The sequence below is a fragment of the Pedobacter nyackensis genome, assembly GCF_032678475.1.
In the GTDB taxonomy this organism is placed as follows: domain Bacteria; phylum Bacteroidota; class Bacteroidia; order Sphingobacteriales; family Sphingobacteriaceae; genus Pedobacter; species Pedobacter nyackensis_A.
Genome location: NZ_JAVTSF010000001.1, coordinates 1,871,724 through 1,889,939, shown reverse-complemented (window position 1 = coordinate 1,889,939; position 18,216 = coordinate 1,871,724). Strand labels below are relative to the sequence as shown.

At 38.4% G+C, this 18,216-nt stretch carries 13 protein-coding genes; 3 read left to right on the top strand and 10 right to left on the bottom strand.

Annotated elements, in window-relative coordinates; translation table 11 throughout:
- Nucleotides 1–125: 125 nt before the first annotated feature.
- Nucleotides 126–1,082, bottom strand: coding sequence for an AraC family transcriptional regulator (locus R2Q84_RS07535; protein ID WP_316815923.1), 957 nt, complete (start codon nucleotides 1,080–1,082; stop codon nucleotides 126–128).
- 76 nt (nucleotides 1,083–1,158) lie between these two features.
- Between R2Q84_RS07535 and R2Q84_RS07530 the strand changes: the two genes are divergently transcribed.
- The 3 genes from R2Q84_RS07530 (at nucleotide 1,159) to R2Q84_RS07520 (ending at nucleotide 7,306) form a co-directional block, all read left to right on the top strand.
- Nucleotides 1,159–4,212 carry a SusC/RagA family TonB-linked outer membrane protein gene (locus R2Q84_RS07530; protein WP_316815922.1) on the top strand — a complete coding sequence of 1,018 codons (3,054 nt, stop codon included), beginning with the start codon at nucleotides 1,159–1,161 and terminating at the stop codon, nucleotides 4,210–4,212.
- Nucleotides 4,213–4,242: 30 nt separating this feature from the next.
- On the top strand, nucleotides 4,243–5,778 hold the full coding sequence (locus R2Q84_RS07525) for a SusD/RagB family nutrient-binding outer membrane lipoprotein (protein ID WP_316815921.1): 1,536 nt from the start codon (nucleotides 4,243–4,245) through the stop codon (nucleotides 5,776–5,778).
- A 124-nt stretch (nucleotides 5,779–5,902) separates the two neighbouring features.
- Nucleotides 5,903–7,306 (top strand): PepSY-associated TM helix domain-containing protein, encoded by a 1,404-nt coding sequence (locus tag R2Q84_RS07520; protein WP_316815920.1) that lies wholly within the window; start codon nucleotides 5,903–5,905, stop codon nucleotides 7,304–7,306.
- On the opposite strand, the gene R2Q84_RS07515 is transcribed toward R2Q84_RS07520, so the two are convergent.
- The 9 genes from R2Q84_RS07515 to cmk form a co-directional block, all read right to left on the bottom strand.
- Nucleotides 7,287–8,261 carry a GlxA family transcriptional regulator gene (locus R2Q84_RS07515; RefSeq protein WP_316815919.1) on the bottom strand — a complete coding sequence of 325 codons (975 nt, stop codon included), beginning with the start codon at nucleotides 8,259–8,261 and terminating at the stop codon, nucleotides 7,287–7,289. The two genes, R2Q84_RS07520 and R2Q84_RS07515, sit on opposite strands and share 20 nt — an antisense overlap.
- Nucleotides 8,262–8,533: 272 nt before the next feature.
- Nucleotides 8,534–8,725 (bottom strand): hypothetical protein, encoded by a 192-nt coding sequence (locus R2Q84_RS07510; protein ID WP_316815918.1) that lies wholly within the window; start codon nucleotides 8,723–8,725, stop codon nucleotides 8,534–8,536.
- Between the two features lie 73 nt (nucleotides 8,726–8,798).
- Nucleotides 8,799–10,109, bottom strand: coding sequence for a HAMP domain-containing sensor histidine kinase (locus tag R2Q84_RS07505; protein WP_316815917.1), 1,311 nt, complete (start codon nucleotides 10,107–10,109; stop codon nucleotides 8,799–8,801).
- A 27-nt stretch (nucleotides 10,110–10,136) separates the two neighbouring features.
- On the bottom strand, nucleotides 10,137–10,814 hold the full coding sequence (locus tag R2Q84_RS07500) for a response regulator transcription factor (protein WP_316815916.1): 678 nt from the start codon (nucleotides 10,812–10,814) through the stop codon (nucleotides 10,137–10,139).
- A gap of 79 nt (nucleotides 10,815–10,893) precedes the next feature.
- The gene (locus tag R2Q84_RS07495) at nucleotides 10,894–12,297 is read right to left on the bottom strand and encodes an efflux transporter outer membrane subunit (RefSeq protein ID WP_316815915.1); all 1,404 of its coding nucleotides are present in this window, start codon (nucleotides 12,295–12,297) and stop codon (nucleotides 10,894–10,896) included.
- 10 nt (nucleotides 12,298–12,307) lie between these two features.
- Complete coding sequence (locus R2Q84_RS07490; protein WP_316815914.1) at nucleotides 12,308–15,484, bottom strand: efflux RND transporter permease subunit; 3,177 nt, start codon at nucleotides 15,482–15,484, stop codon at nucleotides 12,308–12,310.
- A 30-nt stretch (nucleotides 15,485–15,514) separates the two neighbouring features.
- The gene (locus R2Q84_RS07485) at nucleotides 15,515–16,684 is read right to left on the bottom strand and encodes an efflux RND transporter periplasmic adaptor subunit (RefSeq protein WP_316815913.1); all 1,170 of its coding nucleotides are present in this window, start codon (nucleotides 16,682–16,684) and stop codon (nucleotides 15,515–15,517) included.
- Between the two features lie 91 nt (nucleotides 16,685–16,775).
- Complete coding sequence (locus R2Q84_RS07480; protein WP_316815912.1) at nucleotides 16,776–17,363, bottom strand: TetR/AcrR family transcriptional regulator; 588 nt, start codon at nucleotides 17,361–17,363, stop codon at nucleotides 16,776–16,778.
- A gap of 143 nt (nucleotides 17,364–17,506) precedes the next feature.
- Nucleotides 17,507–18,184, bottom strand: coding sequence for a (d)CMP kinase (gene cmk, locus R2Q84_RS07475; protein ID WP_316815911.1), 678 nt, complete (start codon nucleotides 18,182–18,184; stop codon nucleotides 17,507–17,509).
- Nucleotides 18,185–18,216: the final 32 nt, after the last annotated feature.

Genomic DNA, 18,216 nt, shown 5'->3' with positions numbered 1-18,216 from the left:
TAAAATTAAATCTCCTTTTCCCGTGAGGGACGGCAAAGATAGAAATTAATATTTTTCCAACAAAGATTTTTTTGATAAATCTTGTTGATTTAGAACAGATTGTAAAGGAAAGTAATCATTATGGCTTAAGCCGTGAAGAAAAGTACACAAAATTCCGGATCAAACAATAAGAATGACATTTTTATTTTTGTAGGCAGATAACCGAAGTACTTTTTAAAGGCGCTGGTGAAATGTGTGGCATGTTTATAGCCCATTTTGACAGACACTTCTGATATTTTCGAATCACCTTCCACGAGCATCGCTTTTGCTTTTTCCATTTTGTATTGATTGAGGTAACCATATACAGTTGTTCCGAATGCAGATTTGAAATTTTTCTTCAGGTTAAATTCATTAGTCCCCACCATATGCGCAAGTGTGCGTAACGACAATTGACTGTTAACGTTAGTAATCAGGATCTCTTTAACCTCATGCATTTTATCGAGATCATCTTTTTTTAGTTTGCTCTGCTGTTCACTACTTTCGCTAAGTTCAAACTGGCTGAGTTGGAGAACCAGTAACTCAATTACCTTTGATTCCAGGAAGAGTCTTTTGCAAAAGCCAGTATGTCCGGAATTTTCAATGCTATTTAAGATTACGCTAATTTCAGGCGTGATATAAAGCTGACGTTCAGTGAATAAAATCGGCTTGGTAATCTTTGCATTTTTTATACGGTTAAATGCGGGATGAGCTTCGGGGAGGTATCTTGACAAAAAACTAGCGCTTAAATTAATAGAAACCATTTCATAAGCTTCAGTATTTTCATAAGGCGCTAACTTTGTGCCTTTCGGAACCGCAATCAGGTTATGTTCCTGATTGTTGATGGTAATAAAAGTTGTTTCATCCCTGTTATAAATGCAACGGACATCCCCTTTTATTGCAAAAACCATTACATAATCCAGTAAATTCTGAGTCTCACTTACCTGGGAAAGAACAGCTGTTGCATCGGCATTTTTAACGAAAGTAGCATTCACATGCATTTCAGGTTGGAATCCTGGTGATACAAACTCTCCCTTAACCGTTAATTGTTCTCCCTTTTCCGTCATTAGCTGATGATATCTTTGCGGCGAAGTTATAACTATTAAGACTATTTCTAAATTGAATTGATAAAATAATATAGGTATGAATAAAAAAGTTACAATTCTAATACTAATGATTTTTACTTCTGTGCTTGCTTTTGCTCAGGTAAAAGTAATTGGTGGTAAAGTGATTGATCAGGAGTCGGGCAGTCCATTACCGGGTACTACCGTTTCAAATCAAAAAACAAGAGAGGTGGTGTCCACTGCGGCAGATGGTACATTTAGTATCAATGCGAATGCAGGCGAACGCTTAATTATTTCCTATACTGGATTTGTAGCTAAAGAGGTATTGGTCGGAAAACAGACTAATTTGTTAATTGGACTGAGCGAAGACCCTAAAAACCTTGCCGAAGTTGTGGTAACTGGAGCGTTAGGTCTCAAAAGATCTGCTCGCGAATTGGGTACAAGTGCTCAATTGGTTAGTAACGAAAGTTTAAATCAAGGTAAAACGGTAAATCCACTTTTCGGTCTGAGCAGTAAAGTTGCGGGCCTCCGCATTAATATGTATGACAGTAAGGTAGACCCTGTTGCACAGATTACACTTCGTGGAACACGTTCTCTTAGTCGTTCTACAGGTATTGATGGCAGGAATACAAATGCGCCGATTTATGTAATAGATGGAATGCCTGTTCCGAATATCAACCGGCTTAATCCAAATGATATAGAAAGTATTACCGTGTTAAAAGGTGCAAATGCTGCTGCGCTTTATGGTTCGGAGGGTGTGAATGGCGCATTAATGATTACCACAAAAAGTGGCGCACGTGGTAGTAATAGTGTTAATGTAAGCAATACCACTACTTTTTCAAATGCGTTTTTATTGCCGCCGGCACAAACGCAGTTCGGACAAGGGGTGAATGGAGTATATGATCCAGTTCAGTATGCCTCCTGGGGTCCTAAGTTTGATGGTACAATGAAAAATATTGGTCTGCCTTTGCCAGACGGAACGCAACCTCAGCAATTGTATGCTGCGCCGGGCGAAGACAATAGACTAGGATTATTTCAAACTGGGGTAAACGTACAGAACGACGTTTCTTTTTCTGGTGGAGATCAGAACAGTACTTATTTCCTGTCTGCACAATATGTGACTCAGACAGGTATTATACCTAAAGATAAGAATGACAGGTTGGGACTGAGGTTCAATGGCAGCCGTAATTTTAATAAGCTTAAGACGTCTTATAACATCAATTATATTCATAATAAGAAGTCTATCACGCCAGATGGTCCATGGATAGGTGCTTATTCCATGCCTGCAAATCTTGACTTTAGCAAGTTGAAAGACTGGAAAGATGTCAATTCAATGGCTAGTCCTCATAACTATTTCACTCCTGAAGCAAGTAATTTACGCAATCCGTTTTTCCAGATTGATAACATCAGGGACAACAGTACTCAGCAAATTTTAAATGGTAAGATTGATCTCGACTACAAATTCACACCGTGGTTTAGCGCACTTTATCGGGTAGGTGTATATAGCATTTCAGAAGAGATGCGCACGTCGACTAATAAATTCGAGGCTGCAGGAACCAGAAATGTACAGGGAACGGTGAATGACGGAAATAATAATTATCGCAGATTGAATAGTGACCTCATCCTTAACTTTGATAAGAAATTTGGTGATTTTACAACCAAACTTTTGCTAGGACAAAACCTTCGTACGGATTATAGAAAAGAAAATAATGTTAGTGCGAACAATCTTTTATATACAGATTTACTAAATCCTGGAAGTCGCCAGGGAGAACTTGGTGGTGCGGTGACAATTACTGAGCAGCGTTCAATGGCTGTTTATGGTGAGTTTGTTGCAGGATATAAGGACTATCTTTTCCTAACATTTACGGGAAGAAATGACTGGGTTTCTACATTGAGTAAAGAGAACAGATCATTTTTCTATCCAGGTGTAAGTACTTCTTTCATTGCAAGTGATGCTATAGAAAGCATTAAAAATAGTGCAACAATTTCATTTGCAAAAGTTTACGCTTCCTGGAATAGAACAGGGAACGTGACCCTGGGGCCATACGCTTTGCAAAATGCTTATACACAATCAAACGGTTTCCCTTTTGGTAATACAGTTGGATATTTGCCGAATCTTACTGCAACCGCTCCGGGTATTAAACCCGAGTTTGTATCTTCATATGAAGCAGGGATACAGTTTGGTTTATTCAATAACCGTTTAAACTTTGACGGAGCTTACGTATACTCGGATTCAGATGGACAGATCTTTAATTCAACTGCCTCTAGAACTACCGGTTATAATGTGAAAATCATTAATGCAGGTCGTCTGGTGAACAATATTTTTGAACTGAGCCTTAATGGTGACATTATCAGAAGTAATGAGTTGAAATGGAATATGGGGATCAACTTTACCTATATCAAAAATACGGTGAAGGACCTGTCTGAAGGCTTAAGCAATATCAATAATTTCCGCCAGTCTTATGCTGTAAAAGGAGAGCAATATCCAAGTCTATTGGTAAGTGATTATGCTAAAGATCCTCAGGGACGTGTGATTATTGATAAAAATGGAGAGCCCCTGAAGGCTCAGGCAAATACGAATCTTGGAACTCTTATTCCTCCATATTTGATGGGATTGAATACTGGTGTGAGTTATAAAGGATTTAGTTTAAATGCCCAGCTGGACTGGAGAATGGGAGGATGGTTGTATTCTGAAATTGTGCCACGTATGTATGCGGCAGGAACACACCCGGCAACAGTTGAATATGACAGACAACCATTTGTGTGGCCGAATTCGGTGATTGAAACAGCTCCGGGAGTTTATGAGCCGAATACCAATCGCTTATCAAAAGGAGATCGGGCATTCTGGACAAAACAGGGAGAAATTCAAATTAATACTGCTGCAAAATCTGATTTCCTTAAACTGAGAGAACTAAGCCTAAGTTATGCTGTTCCAGCAAAGTTTCTAGCTGCTCAAAAGGTTATCAGACAAGCTAGTCTTGGATTGGTTGCCAATAACCTGTTTATCATTAGACATAAAGACAATGATATGGGGGATCCGGAATATTTATACAACAATACCGATGGATACATCAGCTTCCGTCAGGTACCGCCAATGAGAACGTTTGGGTTCAATGTAAACCTTACTTTCTAAGTTTATTACATATACGTTATTTATAATAAGATGAATAGAATTGCTAAAATATTTACACTTGGATTGATTACTGTAACAGGGCTTAGCTCATGTGAGAAGTTTTTAGATGTGAATACCAACCCAAATGCTCCTAGTCAGGAAACCATATCACTTAGTGCTAAATTCCCAGCTGCATTGGTAGCTACTGTAAACCAGGAACAGGGACAGATTAATCAGATTGGTGCCTTTTGGGGTGGTTATTGGGGAACGACTAATGAAGCCGTTAACTCCTTTATAGATTTAAAATCTTACAACGGATTAGCTATAATGCACCAAAGGGATGGTATCCCTGTTTGGGAAACGGCTTATAATAATCTTTTTTATTTAGAGTTGATAAAACGAGAAGCCTTAGCCGAAAATGCTTTGTCCTATGCCGGCGCGGCTAAAATTATGCAGGGCTGGTTGTTTTTACGACTAGTGGATATGTACAACAATATCCCGTTTGATGAGGCTTTGAGAGGTTTCGAAATTGCCACTCCAAAATATGAACCAGGAAAAACTGTGTATGAAAAATCCATTAACTTAATCACATCGGGTATAGCTGATATCAAAAACCATAAGGATGGGCCTGGTATATCTAAAATGGGCAACGATGATATTCTGTTTAAAGGAGTTGCTAATATGTGGTATAAATTTGGGAATACCATTAAGTTGAGAGCATTGATCCGTCAGAGTGAGGCTGGAAACCAAGCTTATATTGATGCTGAGATCAATAAGATTGTTTCCGAAGGAAGTGGATTTTTAAGTGTTTCGGAAAACGCATATATTCAGCCAGGTTATTTGAATTCTTCAGGTAAACTAAATCCTTTTTGGGAAAATTATTATAAAACAGTTCAAGCCAAGGCTACAACTAATTATACAGCGATCAGACCGACCATTTATGCAATTAATAAGTATAAAGGTTTAAATGATCCCCGTTTAAGCAATTTGTATGTAACTGTTGCGGGGGAGTATAAAGGTGTGTTATTTGGTAATCCCAATTCAAATGATCCAATATACGGACAGGCTGTTACTTCAGCGTTCAAAGGACCTGCTGAAAATGATAATAAGGCAGCAGCATTGTTTAAGAGTTTTTCACAGCCATCTGTATTGATGGGCTCATTTGAAAGTTTGTTTTTACAAGCCGAAGCAGCAGAAAGAGGCTGGATAAGTGGAAGTGCACAAACTCTATATGAAAATGCAATTAAAGAATCGTTCAAGTATATGGAAGTTGGAGCGACAGATTTTATAGCTTATAACCTGCAGCCTACAGTTAATTATAACATCCCGACTACAACAGTGGGGAAGATAGAAAGGATCATTGAACAAAAATGGCTTGCTTTAAACAGTATCAGCAGCATAGAAGCATGGAATGATTATCGCAGACTCAACTTGCCGAATATTCCTAATTCATTGGATGCTCCATCATCAACAGCTCGTCCGCTTCGTTTAATGTACCCTGAGACGGAAAGAATGACAAATAATGATGAGGCCTCCAAACAAGGCAACGATGATATGATTACTGGTAAAATCTGGTGGATGAAATAATTATAAAAAGTAATTTTAATTATTTAGACATAGTCTAATTAATTGTATTTTAGCATCCTTAAATAACAATAATGCCAATGGAAAGCAATCTGTTGGCATTATGTATAAAAAACACTCATCAATAATGACAACACAAAAAACAAAATCCACCTGGCAGAAAGTCCGAAAACTCTTTAATGATATCCATTTATGGATTGGTTTGGCCAGTGGAATCATTGTCATACTCGTTTGCTTAAGCGGTACCTTATACGTATTTAATACAGAGCTTCGGGAAATGGCTTCACCGGAATTGTATAAGGTTAAACATGATAAAAGCGCTAAACCGATTGCTGTTGAGGAGCTTGTTGCTAAAGTGAATGCCGGTACTGGCGGAAAGGTTGCTTCTGTAAAGATTCCTGCCGACCCGAATCGGGCTTATCAGTTTATGGTGCGTTTAAAGGATAAAGAAGAAGGAAAAGATAAGGAAAGAGGTAAAGAAGGGGGAGAGCGAGCTCGTGGACCTGAGCATAAATCTGATGGCCACGTAGCCAAAAAGGACAATGATCATAAAGGTGCTAAAGAGGAGAAAAATGGCAAAGGTGATAAAAGGTCTGAAAAAGGAAAAGAAGGCCCTGGTGGTGGAAAACGTCCTTCGGCATTTGCCGTAAACCAATATACAGGAGAAATTCTTGGTAATATATCAGAATCTAAAACTGCTACAGCATCTTTTATGCAAACGATGTTTAGCTTACACCGTTGGTTGCTTTTAGATAAAATTGAGAAACCATTGTTTGGTGAATTGGAAAATAGAAAACTGGGAAGTTATATATCAGGTACTGCAACAATATTATTTACACTAGGTGTAATTACAGGAATGGTCATATGGTTCCCTCAAAAGATCAGGGCCTGGAAACAAGGCTTAAAGATCAAATGGGATGGAAGCTGGAAAAGGAAAAATCATGATCTGCACAATAGTTTAGGATTTTATGCTTGTATATTTCTTTTTCTGATGGGGATAACTGGTCCGCAGTGGTCTTTCCCATGGTACCGTGAGGCTCTAAGAAAAACATTAGGTACCTATCAGCCTGAAGGCTTTGAACCGCCGAAAGATCCGGTGTCAAAATTGACTTTGAATACAATTAAACCATTAAATATTACTGACTATTTAATGGCTGCTGATCGGGTATTACCATATAAAGGTGATTACAGTATTAGTTTGCCGAAAGACTCAACTTCTGCAATTGCAATTACAAAAAATAAGACAGGTTTCTTTGCCCCATCGGCAGGTGACAAAGTTTTACTTGACCAGTATACGGCTTCGGTATTGAAGATTGAAGTTTATAGAGATAAACCATTTAATGAACGTGTTTCGGGTTCTATAAAAGCTTTACATCTTGGTGATGTTTATGGAATGTTTACTAAGATTATATACTTCTTTGCATGTTTAATCGCTACAAGTTTACCTATTACGGGTACGATCATATGGCTAAATAAGCTTAAGAAGAAAAATAAGGTAAAGCATAAGAAAATTAAGCAACCCGTGCTTTAAACTTATCGCGATAGTCTTTTGGAGTCATCCCTGAACTTTTCTTAAAAAGTTGTCTAAATGCCTTGAGATCATTGTAACCTGAATTCAACATGATCTCAAGGATACTTTGATTCGTTTGTTCCAATAGCTTCTTGGCAACCTCTATCCTTGTTTTCTGTAAATATTCTATCATCGTGTTACCAGTCGCCATTTTAAACCTGCGTTCAATGTTGCGTCGGCTTGCCGGGATCTGTTGCAATATATCATCAACGGTAGCAGCCTTGTTGTATAGATTTTCAATACACAGCTGAGTTTTAGTGACCAGGTCATCACCATGGTCTCTCAAAGGAATGAAGGTGCCAAAATAACTTTGCTGTCCTCTGTTCATATCTATTGCGAACACTTTGGCCATTCTCACTGCAATTTCCCGGTTTCCATAGTTATGAATCAGTCTCAAAAGAAGGTGAAAAGTACTGGTTGCCCCTCCGCTGGTATATATGCCATGATCGTAGGTGACTACTTCATTTGCACGTAAGAACACATCAGGGTAATTAGCGGCAAATGATGTACTCGCATGGATATGGGTTGTTGCGCTTTTTCCATCTAACAAACCACTTGCACCTAATAGAAAAGCTCCGGTACAAAAAGAAGCAATTTCTACCCCGTTCTCATGTTGCTTACACAGCCAGGGGATGAATTCAAGATTTTCCTGTATAGCATGTTTTAAGTCAGTCGTGTTAAAAGCAGGAATAAGAATGAGGTCATGTGATGCTGCTGTTTTTAGGGGTTGCGGCTTATGGCTGTTAAAAGCTGGAATTTCATTGGTGCTGTTTTCAGCATAAAGGACATTCACTTTAAACAGTGTTTCTTCACCGTTAGCGGTATAATAGCTATTTACGGTATCAAACACATCTAATATCGCTGCTACACTAAGCAGTCGGTATTTATTGGTTAATAATAAAGCTACTTGTGTCATTGTTTTTTGGTTAGGGGAATGCAAATTAGAAAAAAATACAGCAAAAAAGAAAGGTTAGCTTTTATAGAACGATTGGCCTTTCTTTTTAGTTTTTGCGATTAAGTTTTTTTGACTTGTACCTGAATTACTTTTTTCGACCAGGCCAAATTAAAGAACCTGTTATGAGTAAACTATAGTTATTCTTATTAACTGATGTGCATAAAAATTATGGAATATAAGAAAGGCCACCTGCTATGGAACAGATGGCCTTGAACTAAAAACTTAACGAAATACTATTTACCAGGTTTTTTGGTCTCTGCTGGTTTTGCTTCTGTTCTCGCAGCTTTCTTGCCTGCTTTTTTATGATGTTTTGGTTTTGCAGTTTCTGTTGTAGCAGTTGCTGTTTTTGTTGTTGGAATTGTGTTTTGTGCAAATGCGCCGAAAGTTGTTGCAACCAATGCTAACGCTAAAATTGTTCTTTTCATGTTTATAAATTATTTAGTGTTTTTTGTTAGATCAAAGTTGCAAACACAACATGAAGATTTGATGAAGAAGAATTCAGGATGGGAAACTAATGCTTATCTGGGTACCTTGGTCTTTTTTTGAGTTGATACTCACTTTTATGTTGTGAAAGGTTGCTATACTTCTCACAATGGCTAACCCTAATCCGTGGCTATCTGCTTTTTCTGATTGCAGTTTTTCAAAACGAATGAATGCAGCTTCCACGAGTTCAGGATCCATGCCAATTCCTGTATCGGCAATGACAAGTGTATAGGTTTGGTTATGTACTTCATTATAAATAATTACAGATCCGGAAGGTTTGTTGTATTTTATTGCATTGTTAACCAAATTAGTGATCAGGATGTGAAACAGAGATTTGTTTCCTGTAAAGGTGTGGTCCTCTGATAGATTGAAGTGCATCTTAAGTTTCATCATTAATAACCGATGTTCAAGTTCTTCATAAACTTCTGCTACCGTATCTCTTACAGAAATAATATCTGGTTTGTTATACTGATTGTTCTCCACTTTTGAGATTAACAAAAGGCTATTTATAATTGCTTTAAGTCTGTTCAATGTTTTTAAGCATGCAAACAGTTTGTTCTCTCCTTCGGGACTTAGTTGTTCGTCATTTAGCAGATTTTCCAGTCTGGTACTCAATACAGAAAGGGGAGTAAGTAATTCGTGTGATACATTTGCTATAAATTCTTTTTCAGTAAGGAAAAGTGTTGCAATTTTATTCATTAGGACACTAATACTTTGATCAAGTATTCTAAAATCAGCAGTTGTAGTTTTTACAGGTTTATAGTTGAAATTAATTGGATCATTTACTTTATTCAGTTTCTGATCTATAATCTGATAGAAGGGGGTGAGAAGAAATTGCATAAATCCCAGATCTATAATCAAGGTGAGAATAACAGCCGCTATTAATATTCCAAAGGTGAACATTAATATGGTACGTTCTAATTGGGCAAGGGTCGACATGGTTTCACCCAATTCCAATCTATAGTTTTTTCCTTCGTAGTTAAAGTCAGTAATCAGGATCTGAAATTCTTCCTGATTTCCTTCAATGATTCTCAGTTCCTGAACGAAATGTTGTTTTATCGGTTTGTCATCTTTTTTGATTTCTTTTAGTATAATATACTCCTCCCTCAACAAGTTATAGTCTGTAAAGGTTTTTTGCTGCAGTAAATCATTTACTTCTACATTTGATAAATTAGAAATCAGCCTGGCTTTTTTTTGCAATAGGCGTTGTTGCGTGTGGTTTACCGAAATGTGGTTAATGGATACGAGTATCAGAATGCCAAGTAGCGTAATAATGGCAACCTTGGTTAGCGTATTATATAAAGCAAGTTTGAACTGTAGTTTCATAAATACATGCTTTTAATTTAAACGAGGTTAAAAATTAATACGGTAACCAATGCTCCTAACTGTTTCAAACCAATCTATCGGTGCATGGGCAGTTAGTTTTTTACGCAGATTCTTAACATGTACATCCACAAAGTTTGAATCGGAGTTTACCTCCAGAATATCGCCCCAAACGTGTTCTGTTAAATTCACACGTGATATTACCCTGTTTTTATTCAAGACTAAGTAGTTAAAAATCTCGAATTCTTTATTGGTTAATGCTACACGCTCGTCACCAAAACTGAGTTTATGATTTTTAATATCAAGTATAAAATCGTGGACATTTACCTCATTCAAGACCAGTTTGTGTTTTCTACGAATTATGGCATGCATTCTGGCCAGTAGTTCAGTCAAAGAAAATGGTTTAGCCAGGTAGTCATCCGCACCAGCCTCCAGTCCTTTAATCCGGTCATCCAAATCTCCACGGGCAGTAAGGATTATAATTGCATCTTCACGGTCAGGTATTTTTTTCAACTGATCCAGCAATTCTAACCCATCACCTCCGGGTAAACTGAGATCTAATAAGATAAAATCATAAGTGTTTACAAATATTTTCTCCTCGGCAGATGACTTTTTCCAGGCGTGTTCAACGGTATAACCTTCCTTTCCAAGAAATTCAGCCATCTCCAGACCAAGGGTCTTTTCGTCTTCAACAATAAGGATATTCATTTTGATAAATTGAGATATGAAGCTAGCTAAAATTGAGGGATAAAAAAAAGAAGCGCTTAATGCGCTTCTTTTTTTCATATTATTTCCATCCACCCCCAAGGGCTCTGTATAGATTGACAACCGATTGTAGTTTTTGTAATCGGTCGTTAATGCTACTCAGCTGGGCTGCTAGTAAACTCTGTTCAGAGGTCAGTACATCTGTATAGTTCGTAGCCGAACTGTAGCGTAATAATTCCTTGGTAAAATCAACAGCTTTAGTCAAAGATGCAACTTGCATTGCTCTTGTCTTTTCCTTTTCTTCAGCGGTTTGATAAGCAAAAAGAGCATTGGAAACTTCCTGCCCACTTGTTAGTAGGGTCTGCTGAAAGCTATAAAATGCAATTTGTTGCTGCGCTTCCGCGGTTTTTAAACGTGCTTTATTCTGACCTTTATTAAAGATTGGTTGAGTAATACCGCCAATTAGGTTATAAAACAGTGAATTGTCAAAGAAATTTTTGAGGGTTAAGCTGGATAATCCACCGTTTGCTGTTAGGGTTAAAGCAGGGTAGAAAGAAGCTCTGGCTACATTTTTGTTTTCAAAGGCAGATCTAAATGCTAATTCAGCCGCTTGTACATCAGGCCTGTTTTGTAGCAATTGTGCTGATACTCCTGTTTGTAAGTTGCTATATGCAATTTGCTGGTCAAGTGTAGCACGCTCTATCTTTCCCGGGCCTCTCCCTAAAAGAATACTCAAAGCATTTTCAGTTTCTCTGATGCTTCGTTTTAAATCAGGAAGTGTAACCTGTGCAGCGTATAGATTAGCTTCACTTTGTACTACTGCTGCACCATTTACAACTGCACCTTCTTTTAAAGATTTCATTGTCTCTACATCCGCTTGTCTAATTTTAATGGTCTGTTCTGTAATAGACAATTGTTTATCCAGTGCGAGCAGGTTGTAATATGAATTCGCTATGTTGGCAATCAGCTGTGTCTGTACTGCTCTCTTTGCAGCATCAGTTTGTAATAAGGACGCATAAGCCGACCTTTTCGCGCTACTTAATCTACCCCAGATATCTGCTTCCCAGCTGGTGCTTAACTGTGCTTTATAAAGCTGTGTTTCTGTATTTATGTTAATTCCGGGAGGAAAGTTTAAGGCCGCAACTGATTGTTTTGCATCCGTAACTGATAAATCACCGGTTAAACTTGGCAGCAAAGCCGCTTTGCTTTGCTGCAAGGTGGCCTCAGCCACTTTAATTCTCTCTATGGCCTGTTTCAGGTCAAGGTTTCCTGCTATACCTTGTTCAATTAGTAATTGCAGTCCAGCGTCAGCAAATAGTGTTTTCCACGGAAGGTCCGCAATTGTTGCCGTATCTGTTGATGCTTGTTCACGGTATAAATCATTACTGTTTAAGGCAGGACGTTCATGTTTTTTTGTCACACATGCCGTTAAGCTCAGTATAGAAAAGCCTATGAGGAAATAATATTTATAATATCTGGTGTTCATGTTCTTTAAATTAGTGTTCACGGGTATCAACTTCAGGAAAATCAATGTCTTTCTGAGGAGGTCCATAGCCTTCATCAAAGGGCGATTTATTGCTTACTTTTTCCTGCAGACTCTGGAATACAATGAATAAGGTAGGGATCACAAATATCCCGAAAATAGTTCCGATTAACATACCTCCAACAGCTCCCGTACCGATGGACTTATTACCGGCTGCACCGACACCTGTTGATAACATCAAAGGTAACAAACCCAATATAAAGGCGAATGACGTCATCAGGATAGGGCGTAAACGTGCAGTCGCCCCACTAATGGCAGCACTTACAATGGTCATTCCTTTTCTTCTTCTGTCAACAGCAAATTCGACAATCAAAATGGCATTCTTGGCCAGTAGACCAACAAGCATGATGAGTGTGATCTGCGTATAAATGTTATTGTCTACACCAAATATCTTGTCGAAAATGAATACGCCGGCTAATCCAATTGGAAGAGAAATCAATACAGCCAATGGTAGGATATAACTTTCGTATTGTGCACACAGTAAGAAATATACAAAGATTACACAAAGCAGGAAGATAAATATAGTCTGACTTCCACTCGACATTTCTTCACGTGACAGGCCAGAGAACTCGTATCCATAGCCGGTTGGTAAATGGATTGCAGCTTCTTCCTGCACAGCCTTCAGTGCATCTCCGGAACTGAAGCCTGCTTTTGGGCTACCCGTAACTGAAATAGAGGTAAACAGGTTAAAGCGGGATATTGCTTGTGGACCGTATACCTTTTTTAAGGTGATGAAATTGCCAACAGGAGCCATCTGACCTTTCGAATTCCTTACATAAATGCTATTCAACGTCTCCTGATTTGCACGGAATGGTGCATCAGCCTGGTACATCACACGGTACTGTTTCCCGTATTTGTTAAAGTTTGAAGCATAAACACCACCGTAGTATCCTTGTAGCACACCTAGTACGTCGCTCACACTTAATCCAGCCTGTTTTACCATGGCAACATTCACATCAATCTGATATTGAGGGAAATTAGGGTTAAATGAAGTAGATGCATATTGAATTTCTGGCCTCTTACTTAAAGCGGCCAAAAAGGTATTTCCCACTTCATTGAATTTCATAATATCCCCACCAGTCTTATCTTGCAACTGAAACTCAAACCCGCCGCTGGTACCAAAACCCTGTATGGTAGGTGGAGCAAAGAAGATTACCCTGGCGCCTTTTATATTGGCAGTTTTGGCAAATAATTCTGCAATAATTGCTTTTACATCACGTTTACGTTCGTTCCATGGTAGCAATTTCCCGATAACCATACCGTAAGAACTTCCAGAGCCACTAATCATACTTCGGCCAACCACGGTTAAAGAGTTTTTGATTTCTGGAATGGTATGTGCAATACTGTCGATTTGTTTAATTACTATGGCGGTCTGCTCCAGAGATGTTGCCGGAGGTAAAGAAATATCAGACATGATGGTTCCCAAATCCTCATTAGGTACGAAACCTTTAGGAGTAGTATTCATTGCCCATACCAATGCAACCGTAAAAAGAGCAATTCCTAAGCCTGCAACCCACTTCCGTCTCGCCAAAAAGCTTACCGAACGTTTGTATTTGTTAGTCATGACATCAAATGATGTGTTGAAAGCTGCATAAAAGCGTTTCATGAAGTTTTTAGGCTTCCCATGATCATCTGCATGTGGTTTAAGTAACAATGCGCAGAGTGCAGGACTCAACGTTAACGCATTTATCGCAGAAAGAATAATGGCAATAGCCAGTGTTAAACCAAACTGCTTATAAAATACACCTGATGAACCCTGAATAAAACTTACCGGAATAAATACCGCTGCCATTACCAGGGTAATGGATATGATAGCACCGGTAATATCTTCCATGGCATCTATAGTAGCTTTTTTTGCCGATTTATAACCATGGTCAAGCTTAGCGTGGACTGCTTCAACTACCACAATGGCATCATCCACAACAATACCTATCGCTAGTACCAATGCAAATAATGTAAGCAAATTAATGGTAAAACCAAATAAGCTGAGAAAGAAGAAGGTACCTACAATAGCCACAGGTACACTGATAGCAGGAATTAAAGTGGAACGGAAATCCTGAAGGAAAATAAATACCACAAGGAAAACCAGGATGAAGGCCTCTATCAACGTATGAATTACTTTCTCAATGGATGCATCAAGGAAATCGTTAACGTTAACCAGCGAAGTATAGTGTACGCCCTTAGGGAAGGTTTGAGAAGCCTCATCAAGTGCTTTTAACGAACTTTCAATTACGTCTTTTGCGTTTGAACCAGCCGTCTGGTTAATCGCAATACCTACGGCAGGTTTACCATTAAACCTTGTCGTACTTGCATAGCTTTGTGCGCCCAATTCGATTCGGGCAATGTCTTTTAAACGTAATACCTGTCCATTCTCGGCAGTTTTGATAATGATATTACTAAACTCAATCTCATTTTTTAAACGACCTGAATACTTTAATGTATATTGAAATGATTGTTGTCCTTGTTCACCAAACTGACCTGGTGCAGCTTCAATGTTCTGCTCTGCAAGAGCAATACTCACATCATTGGGAATTAACCCGTAAGTAGCCATTACATCTGGTTTAAGCCAGATGCGCATGCTATAGTCCATTAAGCCAAAGGCCGTAGCATCCCCAACTCCATTTATACGTTTTATCTGGGGCACCAGGTTAATATTTACGTAGTTCTGCAAAAATTTCTGGTCATAGGAATCGCTTTCACTGTAAATACCAAAAATCAATACGTTACTCGCTTGTCGTTTTGCGGTAATTACTCCTGATCGGGTTACTTCTGCGGGTAATAAACTCGTTGCTCTCGCTACCCTGTTCTGGACGTTAACAGCAGCCAGATCTGGGTCGGTACCTAATTTAAAGTTAATCGTAATGGTAGCCGTTCCATCATTACTAGCAGATGAGGTCATGTAAGTCATGTCCTCAACACCATTGATCTGCTCTTCCAGTGGAATTACCACACTGCTCATTACCACATCGGCATTGGCCCCCTGGTATGAAGCAGAAACCTGTACAGTTGGTGGAGCAATTTCGGGATATTGAGATACGGGTAAGGTTAGTAAACCTAACAAACCTAGTATAACAATGATAATGGATATTACCGTTGATAATACTGGTCTTTCTATAAATTTCTTAAACATATATTTTATTTCAGCAGGTTAGTACCCAGGTTACTTAATGTTTAGATCAGCATAAACTGAATCTGCACTTTTCTCTTCAGGTTTAATCTCTGTACCGTCTTTTAACGACTGAAATCCTTCCAGAACAATTTTATCACCCTCTTTTAATCCTTTTGTTACTACGTAAAAATTACCTTTGGTAATTTCCATTATCTCTATCTCAGTGTTTTTAATCAGACCTTTTTCACCCAGTACATACACAAATTTTTTCCCTTGTAAATCTATCGTTGATTTTTGAGGAACAAGGATTACGTTTTCCAGATGTTGAGGGATGCGTACAGATGCACTAGCTCCACTTCTTAACAGATTTAGAGGGTTAGGGAATGTTGCTCTTAAACTCGCCGAACCTGTACCTGTATTGATCAGGCCATTTATCGATTCTATTTTACCATTCTCAGCATAAGGTGTACCATCGGCTAAAACCAATGAAACTGCCGGAATGTTTTTCAGTTTAGCTTCAAGAGAAGTCCCTTTATAATGGCGGGAGAAGTCTAAAAGCTGTTTTTCGTTCATCGAAAAATAAGCGTAGATCTTAGAAATGTTTGATACTGTGGTTAATGGGCTGCTACTATTACTACTTACCAGAGCTCCTGTTTTAAATGGAAGACTTCCTATAACTCCATCAACCGGACTGGTAATACGAGTATATCCTAAATTTACTTTTGCATTTACCAATTCAGCTCTGGCCTGTGCCAATGCTGCTTTTCTACTTTGTAAAGTTAACTGAGCTGCATCCAGGTCATATTTGCTGATGATGTCTTTCTCTACTAAAGGCTTGGTTTTATTTACTTGTAGTTGTGCCGCATTAACATCTGCTTCAGCACTGCTTATTGCTGCGTTGGCAGTTCTAACCTGTTGTTCGTATTGTGGTGCATTGATTGTGAAAAGTAATTGGCCTTTTTTTACAGAGGCTCCTTCATCCACATATATTTTTTCAATAAATCCGTCAACTTTTGGTCTGATGTCAACATTCTGAATCCCTTCGAGTGTTGCAGGATAATCTGTCTCTAGGGACGTAGATTGTGCTTTTAATGCAACAACAGGGTAGGATTGTACCTGAACAGGTGGTGGGCCTGCTTTTTTCTGATCATTGTTTCCGCATGAGGCGATAATTAATAATGCCGGAAGTAATAAGTAGAGCGACTTGATGCTAGTTTTCATTTGCTTAATTGTGTTTTTAGTGGCGAAGCAATCCTGCCTTTAATAGGGTGAATTTCAAGATAGATGCTTATTTAATTTTATATTGATGTATTTAAGGAAATATGGTTTCAAAAATTAGGTTTTTGCGCTCTTCCATCAATATGTTATAGTCAGCATCATTCATGCCAAATAATATTTTATTTAAGGGAGCTGTAACTAATGGATAAGCCATTAACGAAAACAAATTCATCGTAAAATGTCTTGGATTCATCGATCTTATGTTTCCTTTGTCCATTTCGGATTGTATTTGTTCTAAAAAAGCATTCACTTTTTTTCCTCTCGCTTTTTTGGATTCTATGACATCATTACTATTCATGTGGGTAATGATAAAAAGTTCACGATAAGGGAAATGCATGGTTTCTTTTAAGAATACTGAAATGAGGTTTTCTATTTTTTGCTTGAAGGGCATAGAAGATTCAATAACCTCGTCAAGCATGTTTAATAGGGATTCCTGAGCTTCATGGAATACCTGGTCGAATAAGGCATCTCTTGATCGGAAGTAATAATTTACAAGGGTTCGGTTTACACCTGCTGCATCTGCAATCTCCTGCGTAGTAGCATGTAGCTTACCTTCAGCAAAAAATAAATGTTTGGCTGTGTCCTTAATTAACTGCTCGGTACCTGTATCTCGTGTGCTCATTTCTTAAGTTTGACAAAATTGTTAAACAAAAGTATTAATCTCATATTTTAGTTAAAACACGTGAATGTAATGTTTAAGTTAAGGATATTATTGTAACTAAATATTTGCAAAAAAAAGACCGCTTTTTAAGCGGCCCTATTATATTATGGAAGATGTTGGTGTACCATATCCAGTGCAAAATTGAGCTGTTCAGACTCTGTCAGTTCTGTATTGTCCAGAATAATAGCGTCTTCTGCCCTGGTTAGCGGGCTTTCTGCTCTGGTGGTATCGGCATAATCTCTGTGGGCAAGATTTTCAAATACCTCTTCCAGCGTTGTTTCGGTATCTCCTTTACTTTGTAGCTCTCTAAACCGGCGTTCGGCTCTGATTTTCGGATCAGCTGTCATGAAAAATTTAACCTGGGCATCTTCAAATACAGTTGTTCCTATATCGCGGCCGTCCATCACTATATTTTTAGATTTACCCATACGCTGCTGTTGCTTTACCATTTCTTTACGAATTTGTTTATTCGCAGAAACTTCACTTACATACTCTGAAACAGGCATTTGACGGATCTCTTCCGACACTTCTTCTCCGTTAAGTGTAATGTGCGACTGGTAATCTCTTGAATGGAAGTTGAGTTCAATATGCTGCAATGCATCTGTTACAGCGATAGGATCGTTTACATTAACCTTGTTGCGAATAAAATACAGTGTTACTGCACGGTACATTGCACCGCTGTCGATATATATAAATCCTAATTTCTTTGCTAAAGCTTTGGCAAGTGTGCTTTTTCCACAAGATGAATAGCCATCGATGGCTATAACGAGGTTTTTTCTCATAGGTAAGCAAAGTTAATATTTTGGAGGATTGT

Excerpts from the sequence above, each read along its gene's own strand:
- R2Q84_RS07485 (WP_316815913.1), bottom strand. The coding sequence starts at position 16,684 with ATGAAAACTAGCATCAAGTCGCTCTACTTATTACTTCCGGCATTATTA.
- R2Q84_RS07480 (WP_316815912.1), bottom strand. The coding sequence starts at position 17,363 with ATGAGCACACGAGATACAGGTACCGAGCAGTTAATTAAGGACACAGCC.
- R2Q84_RS07490 (WP_316815914.1), bottom strand. The coding sequence starts at position 15,484 with ATGTTTAAGAAATTTATAGAAAGACCAGTATTATCAACGGTAATATCC.
- R2Q84_RS07525 (WP_316815921.1), top strand. The coding sequence starts at position 4,243 with ATGAATAGAATTGCTAAAATATTTACACTTGGATTGATTACTGTAACA.
- cmk (WP_316815911.1), bottom strand. The coding sequence starts at position 18,184 with ATGAGAAAAAACCTCGTTATAGCCATCGATGGCTATTCATCTTGTGGA.
- R2Q84_RS07500 (WP_316815916.1), bottom strand. The coding sequence starts at position 10,814 with ATGAATATCCTTATTGTTGAAGACGAAAAGACCCTTGGTCTGGAGATG.
- R2Q84_RS07510 (WP_316815918.1), bottom strand. The coding sequence starts at position 8,725 with ATGAAAAGAACAATTTTAGCGTTAGCATTGGTTGCAACAACTTTCGGC.
- R2Q84_RS07520 (WP_316815920.1), top strand. The coding sequence starts at position 5,903 with ATGACAACACAAAAAACAAAATCCACCTGGCAGAAAGTCCGAAAACTC.
- R2Q84_RS07530 (WP_316815922.1), top strand. The coding sequence starts at position 1,159 with ATGAATAAAAAAGTTACAATTCTAATACTAATGATTTTTACTTCTGTG.
- R2Q84_RS07505 (WP_316815917.1), bottom strand. The coding sequence starts at position 10,109 with ATGAAACTACAGTTCAAACTTGCTTTATATAATACGCTAACCAAGGTT.
- R2Q84_RS07535 (WP_316815923.1), bottom strand. The coding sequence starts at position 1,082 with ATGACGGAAAAGGGAGAACAATTAACGGTTAAGGGAGAGTTTGTATCA.
- R2Q84_RS07515 (WP_316815919.1), bottom strand. The coding sequence starts at position 8,261 with ATGACACAAGTAGCTTTATTATTAACCAATAAATACCGACTGCTTAGT.
- R2Q84_RS07495 (WP_316815915.1), bottom strand. The coding sequence starts at position 12,297 with ATGAACACCAGATATTATAAATATTATTTCCTCATAGGCTTTTCTATA.